This window comes from Daejeonella rubra, from assembly GCF_900103545.1.
GTDB lineage: Bacteria > Bacteroidota > Bacteroidia > Sphingobacteriales > Sphingobacteriaceae > Daejeonella > Daejeonella rubra.
In genome coordinates, this window is sequence record NZ_FNHH01000010.1 from 102,042 (window position 1) to 120,713 (window position 18,672).

At 37.5% G+C, this 18,672-nt stretch carries 12 protein-coding genes; all 12 read right to left on the reverse strand.

The window, feature by feature from the left end:
- Positions 1 to 186: 186 nt before the first annotated feature.
- Positions 187 to 2,214 (reverse strand): metal-sulfur cluster assembly factor, encoded by a 2,028-nt coding sequence (locus BLR27_RS09215; protein ID WP_090704105.1) that lies wholly within the window; start codon positions 2,212 to 2,214, stop codon positions 187 to 189.
- Positions 2,215 to 2,545: 331 nt separating this feature from the next.
- Positions 2,546 to 3,529, reverse strand: coding sequence for an RES family NAD+ phosphorylase (locus BLR27_RS09220; protein WP_090704106.1), 984 nt, complete (start codon positions 3,527 to 3,529; stop codon positions 2,546 to 2,548).
- Positions 3,530 to 3,703: 174 nt separating this feature from the next.
- Positions 3,704 to 4,180 (reverse strand): RidA family protein, encoded by a 477-nt coding sequence (locus BLR27_RS09225; protein ID WP_090704108.1) that lies wholly within the window; start codon positions 4,178 to 4,180, stop codon positions 3,704 to 3,706.
- A gap of 72 nt (positions 4,181 to 4,252) precedes the next feature.
- The gene (gene dctA, locus BLR27_RS09230; RefSeq protein WP_090704109.1) at positions 4,253 to 5,518 is read right to left on the reverse strand and encodes a C4-dicarboxylate transporter DctA; all 1,266 of its coding nucleotides are present in this window, start codon (positions 5,516 to 5,518) and stop codon (positions 4,253 to 4,255) included.
- 277 nt (positions 5,519 to 5,795) lie between these two features.
- The gene (locus tag BLR27_RS09235; RefSeq protein WP_090704111.1) at positions 5,796 to 7,028 is read right to left on the reverse strand and encodes an amidohydrolase/deacetylase family metallohydrolase; all 1,233 of its coding nucleotides are present in this window, start codon (positions 7,026 to 7,028) and stop codon (positions 5,796 to 5,798) included.
- Between the two features lie 57 nt (positions 7,029 to 7,085).
- Entirely contained in the window at positions 7,086 to 8,357 is a 1,272-nt protein-coding gene (locus tag BLR27_RS09240; RefSeq protein WP_090704113.1) for an amidohydrolase/deacetylase family metallohydrolase, read from the reverse strand.
- A 448-nt stretch (positions 8,358 to 8,805) separates the two neighbouring features.
- Positions 8,806 to 10,044 carry an aminotransferase class V-fold PLP-dependent enzyme gene (locus BLR27_RS09245; RefSeq protein ID WP_090704179.1) on the reverse strand — a complete coding sequence of 413 codons (1,239 nt, stop codon included), beginning with the start codon at positions 10,042 to 10,044 and terminating at the stop codon, positions 8,806 to 8,808.
- Positions 10,045 to 10,069: 25 nt separating this feature from the next.
- The gene (locus BLR27_RS09250) at positions 10,070 to 11,671 is read right to left on the reverse strand and encodes a SusD/RagB family nutrient-binding outer membrane lipoprotein (protein WP_090704115.1); all 1,602 of its coding nucleotides are present in this window, start codon (positions 11,669 to 11,671) and stop codon (positions 10,070 to 10,072) included.
- Between the two features lie 17 nt (positions 11,672 to 11,688).
- Positions 11,689 to 15,075 carry a SusC/RagA family TonB-linked outer membrane protein gene (locus tag BLR27_RS09255; RefSeq protein WP_176767657.1) on the reverse strand — a complete coding sequence of 1,129 codons (3,387 nt, stop codon included), beginning with the start codon at positions 15,073 to 15,075 and terminating at the stop codon, positions 11,689 to 11,691.
- A gap of 251 nt (positions 15,076 to 15,326) precedes the next feature.
- Positions 15,327 to 16,583 (reverse strand): FecR family protein, encoded by a 1,257-nt coding sequence (locus tag BLR27_RS09260; RefSeq protein WP_090704119.1) that lies wholly within the window; start codon positions 16,581 to 16,583, stop codon positions 15,327 to 15,329.
- Between the two features lie 83 nt (positions 16,584 to 16,666).
- Entirely contained in the window at positions 16,667 to 17,224 is a 558-nt protein-coding gene (locus BLR27_RS09265; protein ID WP_090704120.1) for an RNA polymerase sigma-70 factor, read from the reverse strand.
- A gap of 320 nt (positions 17,225 to 17,544) precedes the next feature.
- Positions 17,545 to 18,606: a formylglycine-generating enzyme family protein gene (locus BLR27_RS09270; protein WP_407641182.1), complete on the reverse strand. Its 1,062-nt coding sequence runs from the start codon at positions 18,604 to 18,606 to the stop codon at positions 17,545 to 17,547.
- Positions 18,607 to 18,672: the final 66 nt, after the last annotated feature.

An 18,672-nucleotide genomic window follows, 5' to 3' on the forward strand; every position in this document is an offset into this window, starting at 1 on the left:
TTTTTCTTGCCTTCAAAGATGACCAGCCCCTTTATAACAGCCATTATGAAAAATAGCTTCCGAAACACTTACTGCCATGGTCATAGCAAAGATGATCATCAACTCAGAACTTAAATCAGACATATTATCCCAAAGTTTGAGACAAAATACGAAGGCAAACATTAAAGGAAATCACAGCATACATGATCACAATCCAAGCTTCCGTCTTCCATCATCGGTAAGCAAATTGGAACTCCATTCTGGATGCCATGTTTGCTCCATTACCACCTTTCTGACGCCTGGAACTTCATACAATGCTTCTAGTATTGTTTTTGAAACTGTTGCATGGACAACATTGGAACCATGGGTAAAATAGGTCCCCAGAGGACGACCGCGATGAGGCATCGCCATTAGTATTTTCACTGTTCCACCGCGAACAGAAATATCATAGATCAAGCCAAGATCTACCACACTAATATCTGCTTTGTATAACTGAGGGTCTTTAACATCTCCCAGAGCTTTCCATAATAAGGCTTTTGAAATCGGACTGTCCTGAGCCTCTCCTGAGCGGGCTAAACGACGTGTACTATCTTTGACGATTACATTTTTCTGTAATTCAGCTCCTGAAGCCGCTAATGGATTCAACAGTTCTTTCCTTAAACTTTCGATCTGAGCTGGTCCGTCCTGAGCAGTAAATGGAATGGTTACATAGGCGTTTTTCTGATGAAGCACAGCTCCTTTCGGGATGATTTTTATATCCTTCGGAACAGGATAGCGGCTCCAGATCTGCCCATGCCATTTATAATATAAATTGGGTGATCCGTTATGGCTTAATTCTGGCAGACCTTCAGCATAATGCTCCAGAAACAAACCGAAAAATGAATCTTTGGTATCTTTATTGAAAAAACCTATTCCCCAAAGTTTTTCAGCAGATTCTTTAGGAACCTCGCCCATTTTCAATTTTTCATCGGGTCCCATCCATAACATTTCATTGAATGACTGGCCGGTAATTACCCATTCATCATCTCTCAATGCAGCAGGAGCAAATTGCTTAACGGCAGTCATATGTCCGAACTTATGGAAGTAAGGCAAACCCGCATAAAAGCGGTATTCAATATCCATATTCATTCTTGCCGGAGAAAACAAGGGGTGAACAGGGGAATATGGGAAACCCCAGCGGCGAATGATCGTGCAAATGGGCCCTCTTACTACCTCATAATCAGGGCATTCACCCCACAGAGAAATTCGCATTTTTTGTACCCCCTCTTCAGAAACATAATCATGTGCCCAATCAATTCCGGCAGGTTCACCGTGACCCTGGCCTCCTGAGTAGATCTCCAGACCATGTTCGCGCTTAAGAATAAGGCGGGCTAATTGTCCAGTTTGTTTGGAGAGATAAGCCGTGAAATATTCATTTTCAATATCAAGTCCATATCCTTCTCCAGTAACTTTGAGATCAGATTGATAATTTGGCAATTCCGCATCAAGATTACCATAAAAAATAAGGTAGCTTTTCTTTTCTTTTCCCTTATTATCGGCCAGAAAAAGAAGTTTACAGATCTTTTCTGAGCCTCTGCGAATCTCTGAAAACACCTGAGAGATCACTTCAGTCAATACACCATCAATTATTTCAGCTACGCGGATCTCACGTGCCAGAGAGGCCGTTTGTGATGATTGAAAACTAAGTAAGACCTCTACAGGCTCTGCTTTACGCTGAATTCCAACTTTTTCTTCAAGGCTTACTACTTTATAATATTTCCAGCCATTGGCCCAGGTTTTCAAGGCTGGATGTAGCGATGCCACAGTTCCAAACTGATTTGCTCCAATGAGCGGCATACCAAAATTTTCTTCCTCTGCCTGCGCCTGGATCTGTGAAATGCGAATTGAATCAGTTATTGCTCTTGCTGTCCTGAAGTCTTTCTTTGCCCAGGCTTCCTGAAGTAATTTAATTTTGTCATCGAATCCGTCTGTTTGACTGGTAGTTTTATCAGAAATTGGAATAGATTCATTTATAAAATTCTTCAATGCAATTTGGCCTTCAGCCTTTGAACTAACTGGCAATGTCAAACCTGCAAAACCAAGGAGGCCCATCCCTAAAAACTTACGGCGCTTGATCGGATCTAAGATCTTCAGATCACCATCATTTACTGCCTTATTGGCCACTATTTCTTCATTCAATTCAGTACCATTTTCATGCATTTTTAATGCAGGATTTGTTAGATCAGATTTCTTCATTTAATAAATTTCATTTCAAGTAAAAAGATAAGATTATCCTGATAATGAACCTAATAAATATTAAAAATCAATTAAATTCCCGATTTTTTACGGCATTCATCAGACATAAAATTGGAATTCCATTCAGGGTACCAGGTTTGTTCAACAAGAAATTTCGAACATCCGGGATTTCAGGCTAAAATTCCAAAATTTTTAATTTTTCAATAAAAAACCACCATAGACATTCCGACGAATGTCTATGGTGCGGAAATGCCACAGAATTTATGCCTTTACAAAAAATAATTCAAGAATAAATAAAAGGATATGATAATCGAATGGGTTTTATTGTTCACTATCTAACCACTGGTGGTTGGGGATCATGGATAAATACTTCTGGTTTATCCACCGCCTGTATTGAATTGTGTTTAGGGTCAAATAACACAATATTAGAATCGCTATACTTACTGGAATTATACCTTATTCCACTATATTGAGCCTTTTTAGCGCAGTCTGCAACAAAATTAGTAAGTAAATAACCGGGCTTCCAGGTTGAATTATCCTTTGACATCCTCCGTTCGAGCACATTATTATTAAGCAGTGCAGTAAATAATACACTTTCAAAATTCAAAAATCCTCCCCAATCAATTTTAAGGTCAAGAATATTTGTAATCCTATCAATATGATATTTTTGAACCCAAATTAAAGCTGGCTGATGATAGTCATCCAATATCTCTGCAACTGAGCAATCACGGCTTTCAGACACATAAAGCACGCTTTGACCGGGATGATTATACCTCCCAATTCTTGCTATTCCAACGTCTGGCGCACCAAGATCAACACTATTAAAAACCTTTGCATCTCCAACAATTCTACTTCTGAAACAATCAAATTTCTCTAAAACACATGTTGGCAAGGTCTGGCTTTCAATTTCCTTTTGAATTTTTCTAGCAAGGGGATTATCCAAAACCAATGAAGGGTAAAATTTAATGTATTCCTGAAGATCAATAATCTTCCTTTTGAATTTTCTGTCAGCCTCAACTAATTTGATATGAATTTGATTGTCTTTTTCATCTTCTGTTCCTATGTAAGAATGCAGATCGAAGTCATGATTCCCACAACTTTTACAAACCAGGTTGGCAGCAATGTCAGCATGGTAAATTTGAGGAATTTTATATGCATTAAATAAATCAACCAGTTCGCGTTTTTGACCATATAGCCAAATAACCTCACTTTTATCATAAGGCTGATCATAAGAACAATACCTTACGAGATCTTTTACCTTTTGAAAGTGATTTTTGGCATGTCCAAAAAGCTTGGGTTTGATGAATTGATGCATTGGTACTTTTTGCAAACAAGATAAATACTTATGTGTAATAAGTAACTATTAATCTTCACAAAAGATTAACCTAAATACTTTAATAAACCACTTGTTCCATTAAAAATTCATTAAATTTCTATATTATACTTAAAGTACCCAAAGTAAGATTGTAAGATTAATAAATAATAAACATTACAGGGATTCCAGTTCAAAGATTACTTCAATCTCAACAGGCTTATTATTAGGTAAAGAGTTGAAACCTACAGCACTTCTAACACCAATCCCATTTTCAGTTCCCCAAACCTTGGCAAAAAGTTCACTGCAGCCATTTATTACATAGGGATGTTTTTCAAAATCCGGAGTACAATTCACCATACCCAAAGTTTTAATTACACGTTTAACTTTGTTAAACGTTCCCATATTTGCTTTAATTGTGGATAAAATATTAAGGCCCACTTGTTGAGCTGCCAACTTGCCTTCATCAATATCCAAATCCTGACCAAGTTTTCCCTTGGTTAGGGTTCCATCATTCTGAATTGGTCCATGGCCAGAAACATACAAAAATTGTCCAACGATAAGGAATGTTATATAAACACCAATAGGTTGTGGAGTTGGAGGCAAACTCATTCCAGTTTGAGCAAAATTTTCATCTGGAGTTAAATTATTCATGATTTTTTAATTTAAAAATTTAAAATTATCCTCTAATAATAATATTGTGCACGAGTCCTGAACTCACTAATGTTATAATAGGTCAGCCATTTCAGGTTTTGTATTTTTGTTGAATTCTGCCTGATCAAACTCATTTTCACTTTTGGCTATTACAATGGTTGCAATGCCATTACCAATCATATTTGTGATTGACCTTGCCTCAGACATGAACCTATCGACTCCTAACAGTATTGCAATACTTTCTACCGGAAGGATTTTCAAAGCAGCTAATGACGAGGCCAGTACTATAAATCCAGTCCCTGTTACACCTGCAACACCTTTGGAAGTAATCATTAAAACACCAATTACTGTGACCTGCTGCCCCAATGAAAGATTAACATTAAACACCTGGGATAAAAAAATCACAGCCATAGAAAGATAAATAGATGTACCGTCCTGATTAAATGAATATCCCGTTGGAATAACCAGCCCTACAACTGACTTAGAGCAGCCCAGTTTTTCCATTTTTAACATCATACTTGGAAGAACAGACTCAGAAGAAGATGTTCCAAGTACAATGACTATTTCCTGACGAATGAATTTAAGATATTGCCATAAGCTGAATTTATACAAATAGCAAATGAGGTTCAGAACACCAAAAATAAATACAGCCATGGTCATATATACAGCAATCATCAGCTTACCCAAGGGATATAGTGTTTCAAGGCCATAAACACCTATTGTGTAAGCCATACCACCAAATGCACCGAATGGAGCCAACATCATGATTACTTTCATGATATTAAAAAACACTTTAGACAGTTTTTCAAATGTATTTATCAGTGAAGTACCTGATGGGCCCATTCTGCTCAAACCAAAACCGAAGAGTATTGCAAAGAATAGTATTTGAAGTATATCACCCTTAGCAAAGGAGTCAAAGATATTTTTAGATACAATATGAGATAAAAACTCGCCCCAATTTATGCTCTCTGCACTCTCCTGATAAATTTTCACTTTTGAACCATCAACATTCACAGTTGAAAGATCAAAACCCTTTCCGGGTTGAAATATATTTGCAACCAATAACCCAATAATAATGGCAAGTGTTGTTACCAATTCAAAATAGATGAGTGCCTTACCTCCTACTCTTCCTACCTTTTTCATGTCACCCATTTGTGCAATTCCAAGCACAATGGTTAAAAAAACAATAGGTGCTATGATCATACTGATCATATTGATGAAGGTTTGACTAATCAATTTTGCGGTTGGGGCAAAACCAGGATAATTCAAACCAACAAGGACGCCAATAACTATAGCCAACAATACCTGAAAAGAAAGATGGGATACTACGCGTTTCATAAAGAAAAAATAGGTTTTATTTTTACCATGTTTATCAGCTTAAAAAATATGGAAAGGCTAATTATATACATGCTTAAATGAGTTAAAACTGTTTAATTGACTAATTTGATTTCATCATGTTTATTACTTAGATGTTATCGTTTTTGATGAAATTTTTCATTTTGTAAAGAATATTTTCCAATCCAGTTGTACTTGTACTTAAGAAATGAGAATATTCAGGCATTTTTGTCTTATTCTTCAGTTTGCGGATAAGATCTCCAGGATTTATAAATGAATATCAGAGATTAGTTTTTGTGATCGAGTTAAGTTCATAAACTATCTTTCCTCCTTTAATGGTCATTTCACATTCCAGTCTTTGTTTGCCTTCAATTCTGAATCCATCAGCATCCCTAAAACCAAAGTTTCCATTTCTAACTGAAACAAGTGCCAGATCGGCAATTGCCCCAACAGAAAGATTACCTAATTCTTCCCGCTTGATAGCCTTGGCAGGTGCCCAGGTACTACGAGTAATTACTCCTGGAATATCCAAACCAATTGCAAGGAAAGTTGACATCACATTTATCTGATCTTTCATACCTGCATTCATACTGCCTGTATGAAGATCGGTGCTTATTGTATTTGGAATAAACCCGGCCTTAATGGCTGGTATAGCCTGATTAAAATTAAAGCTACCCCCACCGAAACCTACATCAAATAGAATTCCTCTCTTTTGAGCAGGAATCATAAATGACCTCAATTGTTTGGTTTTCGCATCGGTAACCGGCTCTCTTCTGCTAGCTTCTGTAAAAACATGAGTATAAATATCACCAGGACGCAAGTACTTGAAAAATAGTTCTTCAAGAGGAAGTGGATAACCTAAGTCTATAATAACAGGCACATTAGCCAGTTTACCTGCTTCAACTACCCGCTGAACCGGAACCCATGAAAATGTATTGAAATGGGCAAGCTTAAATCCTACAATATGTTCCTTAAATTCAATAGCTGTATTTGCAGCCATTTTAGCATCCATATCATTTATATTCTGCTCATAATCAGCACGTCCCCTCATACCTTCGCCTACAATATTCAAAAAAGTCAAAACCCTTGTTTTTGATTTATCGATGATATTTCTTTTAAATGTTGGGAAAGATTTCCAACCGGCATCACCACAGTCAACAACAGTAGTTACTCCGGATCTGAATGTGAATCCATCAGGTGCTACAGCCAAATCGCCATTACTTAAAGCACGGTTAATTTCGGTTCCGGCAAAAACGTGGCTATGCAAATCAATAAATCCGGGAGACACATACATTCCCTTTGCATCTACGACTTGTTTAGACAAACTTGGGTTAATATTTTTTGCAACAGCAGCAACCTTCCCATCCTGAATGGCAACATCCATTAATTCGTTGATATTATTTTTTGCATCAACAACATGGCCGCCTTTGATAAGGATATCATACCTGGTTTGAGCTTGGGCAAATCCTATTAAAATTCCTAGATAAAGAAACAGGAAGAATATTTTTTTCATATTAAATCTATTAAATTAATTCAAATTAGCATTTAGTAATTTCAGTGTGCACCACACTCATTTAGAGCTATTTACATTTCCAGCTATTGCATTAAGGTCATACACTATTTTCCCTCCTCTGACAGTCATTTCGCATTCGAATCTCTTTGTCCCTTCCTGCCTTTTATTTGCAACATCTCTAAAACTAAACTTCCCATCGCGTAAATTTAATACAGCAATATCAGCTACTGAACCAACAGAAAGGTTACCAAGCTCTTCTCGTTTGATAACTTGAGCCGGAGCCCAGGTACTGCGGGCAATTACTCCCTGAACATCCATACCTATAGCCAGAAAGGTAGATAACACATTAAGCATATCTTTCATTGCACTGTTCATACTACCGGTATGAAGATCTGTACTCATCGTGTTTGGATAAAATCCAGCTTTAATTGCTGGAATAGCTTGACTAAAGTCAAAAGCAGCTCCACCGAATCCAACATCAAACACGATACCTCTCTTTTGTGCAGGAATGATATATGGTTTTAATTGTTTAGTCGCTGGATCTACAATCTGATCTCTTCTGGCAATGTCTGTGAAAGTATGAGTATAGATATCACCTGGCCGTAGCAACTTGAAAAATAAATCGTCAAGAAGTACTTTACCACCAGGCTGCTCACTTCCACCCAAATCTATGATAACAGGCATATTAGCCAATGAACCTGCTTCTACAACTTTTTTAATAGGAGTCCAATCAGGTTTAGCAAAATGAGCATGTTTAAATCCTACCACATAATCCTTGTTTTCCAGAGCAATTTTAGCTGACATTTTTGGATCCATATCACTAATGTCCTGCTCAAAATCATCCCGGCCTCTCATTCCTTCGCCAACAATATTAAGGAATGACAATACCCTGGTTTGTGACCTGTCAATTACATTTTTTTTGAATAATGGAAATGACTTCCACCCTGCACTTCCACAATCAACTACTGTTGTAACTCCAGCACGAAACGTATAACCATCTGGCATTACCGAGTTACTTCCGTTGCTATATGCATGATTTGGCTCTGTACCATAAAAAACATGCGTATGTAAATCAATCAGTCCGGGTGTAACATACATCCCGCTTGCATTAACAATTTGTTTCCCGGTTCCTGGATTAATATCCTTTGCTACTTTAGCAATTTTGCCATCCTGAATAGCAACATCCATTATTTCATTGATGTTATTCTTAGCATCGATCACATGCCCTCCTTTGAGAATTAAACTATAGATCGGAACTGTATTCTGTGCCTGAGTGTAATTAACCAGGAAGCAGATTACAGTAAGAAAAAATATTGAAATTTTTCGCATTGATTTAGTTATTAAGATTAAAAAATATCTGATTTATAAAATAAACAGCAAAAGATATCAGGCTACATTTTGATGAGTTCCATTTTTTTATTTACTATTCTGATTAATTAAAATGGATTCAGAAATAGCATTTAGCTCCTAAACAATCATTCCTCCCCGTATGGTCATTTCGCATTCGAATTTATGTTTACCTTCCTGCTTGTTATTTGCAACATCTTTAAAACCAAATTTCCCCTCAATAAAATAAAATAGCCACATCCTCTACAGCTCCTTCAGAAAGTTGACCAAATTCTTCCCTCTTAATAGCTTTGTCAGGTTCCCATGCACTGCGTGAAATCACACAGGGAACATCCATACCCATTTAGAGAAAAATGGATAAAACATTTTATTGTTATTTAATGCAGGATATACTTTTTTAGTTTTCTATGAATTCGAGGCTTTAATAAAATCAGCTAACAGAAGCCTTAAGTAGCTCTTCCCTAATTCGCCTGGCTACAATTTTCTCTTCTCCGGGTTGCAGCATCCATACAGTAATATTAAGAGCCCCACTCTGACTTGGAACTGAAGCACTGCGAATTCCTACTTCTATAGATGGATTACCATCCCGCAAATTCTCAGTCATTTGTTTGGTTGTCAAATTGATTGAAGCAGAATCCCAAAAAATACTAAGATTTGGCGTGCGGTTGTGAATTGGAGGAATGACAATTTCTGTTGATACTCCCTTTATTTTTTTAACAGCATTATCGATTACAGCAACCTGGCTCTCCCACATCTTCCACTCTTTTTCATGATCCTGTTTTACATATCTTTCCAAAGCTGCATATAATCCAAAAATCTCTTCCTTATTCACCTTCATTCCACGACCAATATTTTTATTATCTGGTGGTGCACTCAGACGGGCAGCGGCAACAAGATGCTTTCTTCCCATAAGAATACCAGTACTCTGAGGTCCCCTGATTGCTTTCCCCCCTGATACGCAAACCATATCAAAGCCCATATCATTAAATTTCCAAAGATTTTCTACTGGAGGGACATCTGCAGCTATATCAATGATTGTAGGAATATTATTCTTTTTTGCAACGGCCAACCATTCCTGGTGCTTGATTTTACCATCAGGTGTATGATCATTCAGGAAATACATCAGTGCAGTTTTACTGCTAATTGCCTTTTCAAGATCCTCTGAAGTTTCAACTAATACCTTCTTAATTCCGGTATTATTAAGGACATGGATATAACCATAATTATGACTTTTCTGAACGATTACTTCGTTTTTATCAAAATTTTCGACATCCGGCAATTGTGCTACTTTATTCCGGTCCATTCCGGTAAGAGCAGCTGCTGTACCTAATAATAATGCAGATGAGCAACCAGCCGTCACCATCGCAGCTTCTGAATGGCATATAGCTGCAATTTTTTCTCCAACTTTATCCTGGACTTCCCCATACATGACAAAGCCCTTAGAAGAACTATTAATTGCTTCCATTACTTCATCGTGCATCAGAGATGCAGATATTGCAGTATAAGGTCCGGAAGCATTAATGAATCTTCTTATTCCCAATTCATTAATCAGATCGCGTTTAGGTTTTACAATAGTTGCAGCATCTGCACGAAATGGCACCCCTGAGCCTACGACAGCTCCTGTTATGGGTGCTAATGACAGGTATTTTATAAGATCTCTACGTTTCATATTATGAATATTTATTTTAGTTTTATCAATTAACCTGACCTGTCCCCGGACCAACATCCCACCACATTCTTCCTTGTAATAAGTCTATCTGATCTTCTGAAAAATTTTGTCTTTTAATAGCTTCCAAATAATTAACAGGATTCAAAGTTTTCTCCGCATTAGGTATAGAGAACCTCCTCCACATCTTTCCTCCAGTTACATTTCCGGGATAATAAGAAAGAGTTCCACTAGGTAACTTCCAGTTTTTGTAATTGAATACAGGATATTTTGTACGACGCCAATTTGAAAAAATTTCAAAATCATCACCTAACATAGATACCCATTTCTGGGTTGAAATCTGCTCAAGTTGCGTTTCAAATGGCCCACCTGTTAAATACGGATTATTTGCTAAGTATGTATCTACTGAGGAAGCAGAAATAACTCCGGAGTGAGGGGCAACTGTCGGCCATAAGGCCCATTGAGCCATTGCAGCACGAACTCCATTGTCATAAGCTGCTTTTGCTGTTGTTCCCACATTCCAGCCTCTTAAAGCACCTTCCGCCAAAAGAAAATATGCTTCTGCCGGACCCATTGTGATAATCGGTGAACCACGGTCAAGGTAAAGCAATGAAGGTTCAGAATATGTATCAAAATCTGTAGGTTTTGTATTCAGGCTTCCGTTTACCATTCCCCGTTGTTTTGCAACGGTATTATCCGCTACATAAGTATTTCCGGACGGCACCCAAACTACTGATACTATTGGCAAACGCGGATCCTGTGTACTCTTCAAATGATCGATAAACTTTGCTGACCATTTACCCCCAAATACATTGTCACCACCAGGTGTAACGAAATCACCCGCAATCAAAGCATCAACTCTTGGATTAGTCTGACCTGTAATATTTGCAAATTTGCGATAGGCTATATCAGTATTTGCAGTCATTACCCCTGCTGCTGCTGCTTTTTCAACCCATAATTTAGCTGTAGCAGGCTCAACATCTGATAAACGCATTCCTAAACGCATCATCAGAGTGTAGCCAAATTTTTTCCACTTGCTGATATCCCCTTTGAAATATGGATCTGCAGTCCCAAATACATTTGGCTTGGACAAATCCATTGATTTTAAAGCAATATCAAGTTCGTTTAACATCGCAGTATAGATACTTTTCTGGGTATCATATTTAGGTTTCAGATTAGTTAAACCTTTCATTGCTTCAGTATAAGGCATGTCTCCAATCACATCTGTGACCTGATGAATCGCAAGTATCCTCAAGATTTCAATCGCAGCTCTTTTGTTTACATTTTCCGGACCAGGTATTTGTTCATTAAGTTGCAAAAGCCTGTTCCACTGGTTATTATACACATCAAAACTACCTGCTGTACCCCCAAAGTCATAGAACTTGTCACCCGATCCGTTTACTTCCCTGTACACAGCAAAATATTGCAATCCTCCACCTAGTGCTCTGTAGCTCTGTCCCGGAATACTATTATGTACGGCTGCTGTAAATGTATATTCAGGTATAGCATATTCAATTACGTTGGGATTTTTATTCATATCCGTTAATTCCTTATCATTACAAGACTGGAATGCGAACAAAATGATAACGGCTATCGACACGCATATCATTCTTATATATAATATTTTCATCTTATTAGATTTATTGTTTAGAATCTTACGTTTAGGTTAAAGCCTATATTTCTGGTTCTAGGTCCGGCAACTCCCTGAGTTCCTTGTGCATTGCCTACAGTTGACTGCATTTCCGGATCGACACCTGCCTCTTTAATGCGCTTATCCTGATAAAGCGTTGCCAGATTCAATCCTGTAATCCCTAAGGAGGCGCCCTGAACATTTATATATTTCAGGATACTGGGAGGTAAATTATATTTAAAGACAGCTCTGCGTAGCTTAACAAAATCGGTTTTATAAACAAACTGCCCAGGATATGCACTTCCAAAATTGTTATAGTATGTATCCAGATCTACAACAGACCATACTTTTGTGTATGGTGTACCAGTCGCATCAACTCCACTAACAGTTAAACCCGACTCTCTTCCTGGCAGAGTCAATGGAGTACTGCCAAATCTGGTTGCATATTGAATTAAGTTACTGTAACCAACAGCACCAAATTTTGAATCAATATCAATTGTCAATGAAAAAGCTTTGTATCTGAAATTATTACCTATACCCATCAGATATGGAGGATTTCCAACACCCATATCCTGCTCAACTCTTTCTTCATATCCTGTTGCTTTGTTATAAACCAACACTCCATTTGCATCTCTCTTCATTACAAATGATCTTAATGTTGAATATGGCAGGCCAACTGCATTAATCATGTTTGTGCCTCCAATTCCGGTTCCCAATGATAATACAGAGATTCCTTCAGCTAGCTCAACAATTTTACTTTGGTTATACCCGAAGTTATAATTGATATCCCAACTAAAATTATCTTTCCTGATTGGAGAACCATTCAAGCTTATCTCCCAACCTTTATTGGTAATAAGTCCCATATTCTGTCTTCCAGCAGAATATCCGGTTGTCTGGGATATTGGTGGTGATAGTATATCGTTAGTCGTTCTTCTTGAATAATAATTCACATCCAAACCTATGCGGCTATCAAGCATTTGAACTTCGAATCCACCTTCAAGTGTTGTTACTGTAACAGGCCGAATATTCGGATTTTGCAATTCATTTGGGGTACTCAAAACCGGAAGACCATCTGCATTAACTGAGTTAAGCGCATATGTACGATTAATACTTCCTGCACCTACTGTAGCACTACCTACCTGTGCCCATGAGGAGCGAAATTTGGCATAATTAAAAAACTTAGGGAGTTTAACCACATCAGAAAGAATTAATCCTCCTCCTATAGACGGATAAAAAATAGAGTTAAACCCAGGATTTAACACAGAAAACCAATCCTGTCTTCCAGTAATTGTTAAATAAAGGACATTTTTATAGTCAATATTAGCTTCTCCAAAAAGAGAGTTTATTCCTTCAGTTCCTTGTCCAATGTTTACCAGTTCTCTATTCACAAGGTTTGAAACACTATAAAAATTTGGCACAACCCATTCTGTACCATTAGCTGTATTTCTTTCACTATAGTTTTTATCTCTGTTTCCACCTGCCATCAGATTAAAACCGATTTTTTCAGAAAGAAACTTTGTATTATAGTTAACGATAGCCTGAAAATTGGTTTTATTAGTCTGATCATTTGCTGAATTGTAATAACCAAGAGGTCTGAACCCATGCCCTTTAGGTACATAATTTGATTCAGTATAATAACTGAAATCTCTGGCAACTGTTCCTTTTATAAAAAGTTTTGGAAGTATATTAACCTGAACACTCGCTCTACCGATTAAACGCTGCTGATCATCTTCGTTTCCCATTTGGTAAGCAGTAAAATAGGGATTGGTTGCCTGAAGAACCGGATTCCATAACAGCTCATTACCGGTTGCCACATTAATTCCTGGTCGGTTCGGATCCTGACCTCTGAAATTCCGGATATCTACAGTACTGGCAGCCAGATAAACAGGCCAGGCTGCGCTTTCGGCATAACCTACATTGGGTCTGTTTACCCCCTGAACGATATTATACTGAACACCTGACTCAATTTTTATAAAATCGTTTTTACCCATCTTACCCTGTACATTCAGATTGACGGTTTTTCTGTAGAATTTAGAATTAGGCTGATTATCTTTTGATCGAAGATCACTTACTGATAATCTCATTTGCATGCTTTGATTACCAGCATTGAAAGCTACCGTATTGGAAATATTCTGACTTGTTTGATAATAGTTTAAAATATTCTGCTTAACATAAACGGGAGAATAAGGGCGCATTACGCCATCAAACTGTATAACACTTGAACCGTCCATTTTTGCACCAAATGAAATACGGCCAGCGCTCAATGCAGCAGCAACAGTAGCTGGTTTTACACCATCATTTCCGGAACCATATTCATATTGAAAATTTGGAAAAACAGAAGGTGCTCCAAAATTGGCATCAGAGCTTACTTCAATACCAACTCCTTTTTGTGAAAAGCCCTTTTTTGTTGTTATAAGAATCACTCCATTCGCTGCCTGACTACCGTATAGTGCCGCAGCAGCACCACCCTTTAAAACAGAGATAGAAGCTATATCATCAGGGTTCATACTTGAAATACCATCACCACGGTCAACATTCAAGCCCTGTGCATTAGTTGCAGCTCCTCGATTTGTATTATTAATCGGCATTCCATCTACTATATATAAAGGCTGCTGATTCCCATTTAGTGAAGTATTACCTCTAATAATTACACGGCTTGAACTTCCAGGACCAGAGTTTACCTGAGTAGCATCAACCCCTGCAATCTTACCTGTTAATGCACTGGCAACATTATTCATTCGAGCCTCAGTAAATTCCTCACCACGAACTTCCTGAACTGCATATCCTAATCCTCTCTTTGCTTTAGTTACTCCGAATGCTGTTACAACAACTTCACTCAATGCCTGACGATCTTCAACCATAGTAACATTAATTCGTTCTTTACCACTAACCGGAATTTCTTGTGTTACATATCCGATGTATGTAAAAACCAACACCGCATTTAATGGTGCATCAATGACAAAATCACCCTGCAAATCGGTAGAAACTCCGGCTTCTGAACCCTTAACTCTGACACTAACTCCAATTAAAGTTTCACCTTTTGAGTCTATAACCTTTCCACGAATGTTTTGAAATATAAGTTCTGATGCTTTTACAGGTTTTTCGGAAGCCCCCCTTTCACCGATCACAATGGTTTTGTTTTCTATACTATAATCCAGTGGCTGATTCTTAAAAAGCAATATCAGTGCATCAGATAGGTCGGCATCGACAACATTAAGTGTAACCGGTTTCGCGGACTTAAGCAATTCCAGATCATAGAAAAACACATAGCCTGTTTGTTCCTTGATTTTCGAGAAGTAATTTTCAATTGGTACACGTCTACCATTGAGCGTAACTTTTTGTGAATATCCCTTGGAATAAACATTCATCAAAGCCAACATGATAAAAATGAACGTTAATTTCATAATCCGTCCTATTTGGTTGTATATCGATTGGGTGGCAGAGTTATTCCCACTTCGAAGTTGCTTTTTATTGCTCAGCAGGTCTGCGCTATTACAGTCTGCTTCATGAGTACATTTTAGAAAATACCCATTTTTAATACGAGAATTCATACATTTGATTGTTTTGTTGATGAATATGGTTTGTGAATCAATTTTATTTGGCAAAACTTTAACCAGAGGCGCTGCAACGCTTCTGGTTTGTTTTTTTGTAGACATTAGGGCATAACGATAACCTCCCTTCCTTCTAACCGGAAATGAACCTTTGATTTTTCTAATATTTTAAGTACTTGTAAAAGGCTTAAGCTTCTTTCTATTTCGCCACCAAAACGATTGCTGGGAACCTTTCCTTCATAAATTACAGTGACATCGTACCATCTCTCAATCTGTCGCATGACTGTTTGGATATCTTCATCATTAAAATGAAAATAACCATCCTTCCATGCTACTGCCTCTCCTGTATCCTTCACATTCACAACTTCTATTTTTTGACTTACCTTGGCCTGTTCTCCAGGTTTTAGCATTTGTGAGATATTTGAACGCATATCTGAAATTCTAACACTTCCTTCTAATAATGTTGTATTAACAGAGGGTTCATCTTCATATGCATTTATATTAAAGTGCGTCCCCAAAACCTGTACAGTCTGATTACGGGTATTCACCTCAAAAATCTTAGATTCATCATGAGCTACTTCGAAGTAAGCTTCACCCTGCAACTCAACTTCTCTTTTAGTGCCTTCAAACTTTGTAGGGAATCGAAGAGAAGATGCAGCGTTTAACCAAACCTTACTTCCATCTGGGAGCATGACCAGGAATTTGCCGCCTTTTGGAGTTTGGATAGTATTAAAAATCACATTTTCAGTATTTCCCACAGAAGCTTGATTCCCATTATCTTTTGAAAAAGAATATATTAATTCACCTTTTGAAGTTTTAAGAATACTGTTTCCTCCCTGATTTGCGAGTACACCATTTTGAGCATCATCAAGTATGATCTTTGTGCCGTCACCCAAAGTTAGAATTGCTTTATCATCTCCCGGCTCAATATCATTTTCTGACAGTAACTCAGATTTCACAAAAGGAATAACAGAATTTGCTTTTTTCGTAACTTCAACAGATGGTTTGCTGACAATCTTTTTCGAAACAAACAGTTCAATTTGTTTAGTATCAGTATAAAAATACAAAGTGATAGAAAAGATAACTGCAATTATTGCTGCAGCAGAAGCAACAGAGTACCATCTGTAAGTTCTAAAGAAAGAAGGATTATCTACAGCAGATGTAGCACTATCTATTTCGGAATAAATACGTGCTTCCAGTTCCTTTTCATTACTTACATAATTTTCTGACAAATTGATATCCTTATCCTGTCCGGAATTATACCATTGGGCAAATTCTTCCCTCTCATCTTGAGTAATGGTGTTGTTTAGCCATTTTTCGGCCAATTCCTGATATCGTTCTTCAGAACTAAAAGGTTTCATGTATCGGGTGTTTACATACAAGTCCCTTATACCTGCCCAATCCCTTAGTCCGGATAAAAATATTTTTTAATATTGAAAATTAATTAGAGGAATATCTGGCCAAGGCCTATTCTAAGAAATTTAAGAGCTTTTCCGATATGAGCTTCAACGGTCTTTTCAGAGATGCCAAATTCTTCAGCAATCTGTTTTTGGGACATACCGTTTTCGCGGCTCATGGTATATACCAGGCGGCACTTTTCGGGAAGATGTGAAACAAGTACCTCTAATCTGGACTTCAGCTCTTCAAATTCCAGCCAGTCTTCAGTTGAATTACTAGTAATAGGAATTACATTTAAACTATGATCAGCATATTTAAGATATTGACTTCGTTTTGCCAGAATTTTGATCACTCTGTATTTGACAGAGACCGCAAGGTAAGCATTAAGGCTTGTGGTAATTATTACAGATTCTCTCCTATTCCAAAGTGAGATGAATATATCCTGAACAATTTCCTCTGCTTCTTCCAGCTGGCCAATTTTATTTGAAGCAACGGTAAATACTTTTTTCCAGTACCTGCCGTAAATCTCTGAGAAAGCAATTTTATCCCCCAACCGAATCAAATCCAGTAACTCAGTATCGGAATAAGACGCATAAAGAGACATGTTTTACTTTTAAGTATTTGAAGTTAAGAAATTAATAAACAAATTGACAAATAAATTGTATTACAGCATGAATGCGATTCTTTTTTAATCATTTCACCTTTCAACGGTACTTTTTGCAGGAAATCTGGCAGGTATGCCGCTGGCACAACAGCTTGGTTTATTCGACTTTTTGTTATTTACTTTCAGAGATTTCCCTTTAACAGAATCCGCCTTACTGGTTTCTGAACATGAATAGACCGAGGAAATAAATATCATTATAACAAATACAGGGAGGAGATTTGAAAAGACAGAAGACTTTTTCATTGATATTAATTTAAAAATTATTTCACACATCTAAAACCCAGGTTACTCATACCCGAATCAGGTGAGCTTTTCATACGTCTGGCTGCTCTGTAACCTGAACAATAGGATTCATTACACATAAAAGATCCTCCTCTTGACACTCTTTTCGGAGTATAAGGTTCATCAGGATCAAAACTATCGGCAGGTCCTTTTGGATTCTTTATTCCAGCAGGGTTATTTACACTTTTATAATAATCATTCCTGTACCAGTCTGAACACCATTCCCATACATTTCCAGCCATATCATACAAATCATATCCATTTGGAGCAAAAGATTTTACAGGTGCTATGCCTGTAAATTTATCAAGAGCAATATTCACATTAGGAAAATTTCCCTCCCAGGTATTGGCTTTGGGTTTTCCAATATTGACATGTTCATTTCCCCATGGATATACATTATTTATCAATCCTCCTCTTGAAGCGTATTCCCATTCGGCTTCTGTTGGAAGTCGCTTTCCTGCCCATTTACAATAAGCCATTGCATCATCCCAACTAACATGTACAACAGGATAGTTTCCTTTTCCATTAATGTCACTACCTGGGCCTTCAGGAGTTTTCCAGCTTGCACCCGGAACCCAGCTCCACCATTGAGAGTAATCATTCAGGTCAACCTTTTGAGTTGGCGGAGTAAACACTAAAGATGCGGCTACTAATAAAGATTCATCAGGTTTGGGAGTATCAGGAGGTAATTGTTTTTTCAATTCTTCCCAATCCGGTTTTCTTTCTGCGGTTGTCAGGTATCCTGTACTCGCAACAAACTCCGCAAACTGATCGTTTGTTACTTCATGCTGATCAATCCAAAATGTATCGATCATTACCTTATGCTTCGGATATTCATCCTCTGAAGCTTGTTGGTTATCCGCACCCATCATGTAAACTCCGCCTGGTATCATCACCATTTCTGCTTTGGAAGTATCCCCGTTGAAGGAAATATTTTCAATGGTTATTTGATCAGCCACAGAAGCTGCAAGCTTCTCAGTTGTTGATTTTTTATCCTGACTGCATGAACTGATCACAGCGAAAGATATTAATGCGATCAAAAAGCAAATTGTATTTTGGAACTTCATTCGTATCGGTAGTATGATATTTTCAAATGTAAAGGATAA

Coding starts and splice junctions, on each gene's coding strand:
- BLR27_RS09220 (WP_090704106.1), bottom strand. CDS start 3,529: ATGCATCAATTCATCAAACCCAAGCTTTTTGGACATGCCAAAAATCAC.
- BLR27_RS09245 (WP_090704179.1), bottom strand. CDS start 10,044: ATGAAACGTAGAGATCTTATAAAATACCTGTCATTAGCACCCATAACA.
- BLR27_RS09260 (WP_090704119.1), bottom strand. CDS start 16,583: ATGAAACCTTTTAGTTCTGAAGAACGATATCAGGAATTGGCCGAAAAA.
- BLR27_RS09240 (WP_090704113.1), bottom strand. CDS start 8,357: ATGCGAAAAATTTCAATATTTTTTCTTACTGTAATCTGCTTCCTGGTT.
- BLR27_RS09265 (WP_090704120.1), bottom strand. CDS start 17,224: ATGTCTCTTTATGCGTCTTATTCCGATACTGAGTTACTGGATTTGATT.
- BLR27_RS09215 (WP_090704105.1), bottom strand. CDS start 2,214: ATGAAGAAATCTGATCTAACAAATCCTGCATTAAAAATGCATGAAAAT.
- BLR27_RS09235 (WP_090704111.1), bottom strand. CDS start 7,028: ATGAAAAAAATATTCTTCCTGTTTCTTTATCTAGGAATTTTAATAGGA.
- dctA (WP_090704109.1), bottom strand. CDS start 5,518: ATGAAACGCGTAGTATCCCATCTTTCTTTTCAGGTATTGTTGGCTATA.
- BLR27_RS09250 (WP_090704115.1), bottom strand. CDS start 11,671: ATGAAAATATTATATATAAGAATGATATGCGTGTCGATAGCCGTTATC.
- BLR27_RS09255 (WP_176767657.1), bottom strand. CDS start 15,075: ATGAAATTAACGTTCATTTTTATCATGTTGGCTTTGATGAATGTTTAT.
- BLR27_RS09225 (WP_090704108.1), bottom strand. CDS start 4,180: ATGAATAATTTAACTCCAGATGAAAATTTTGCTCAAACTGGAATGAGT.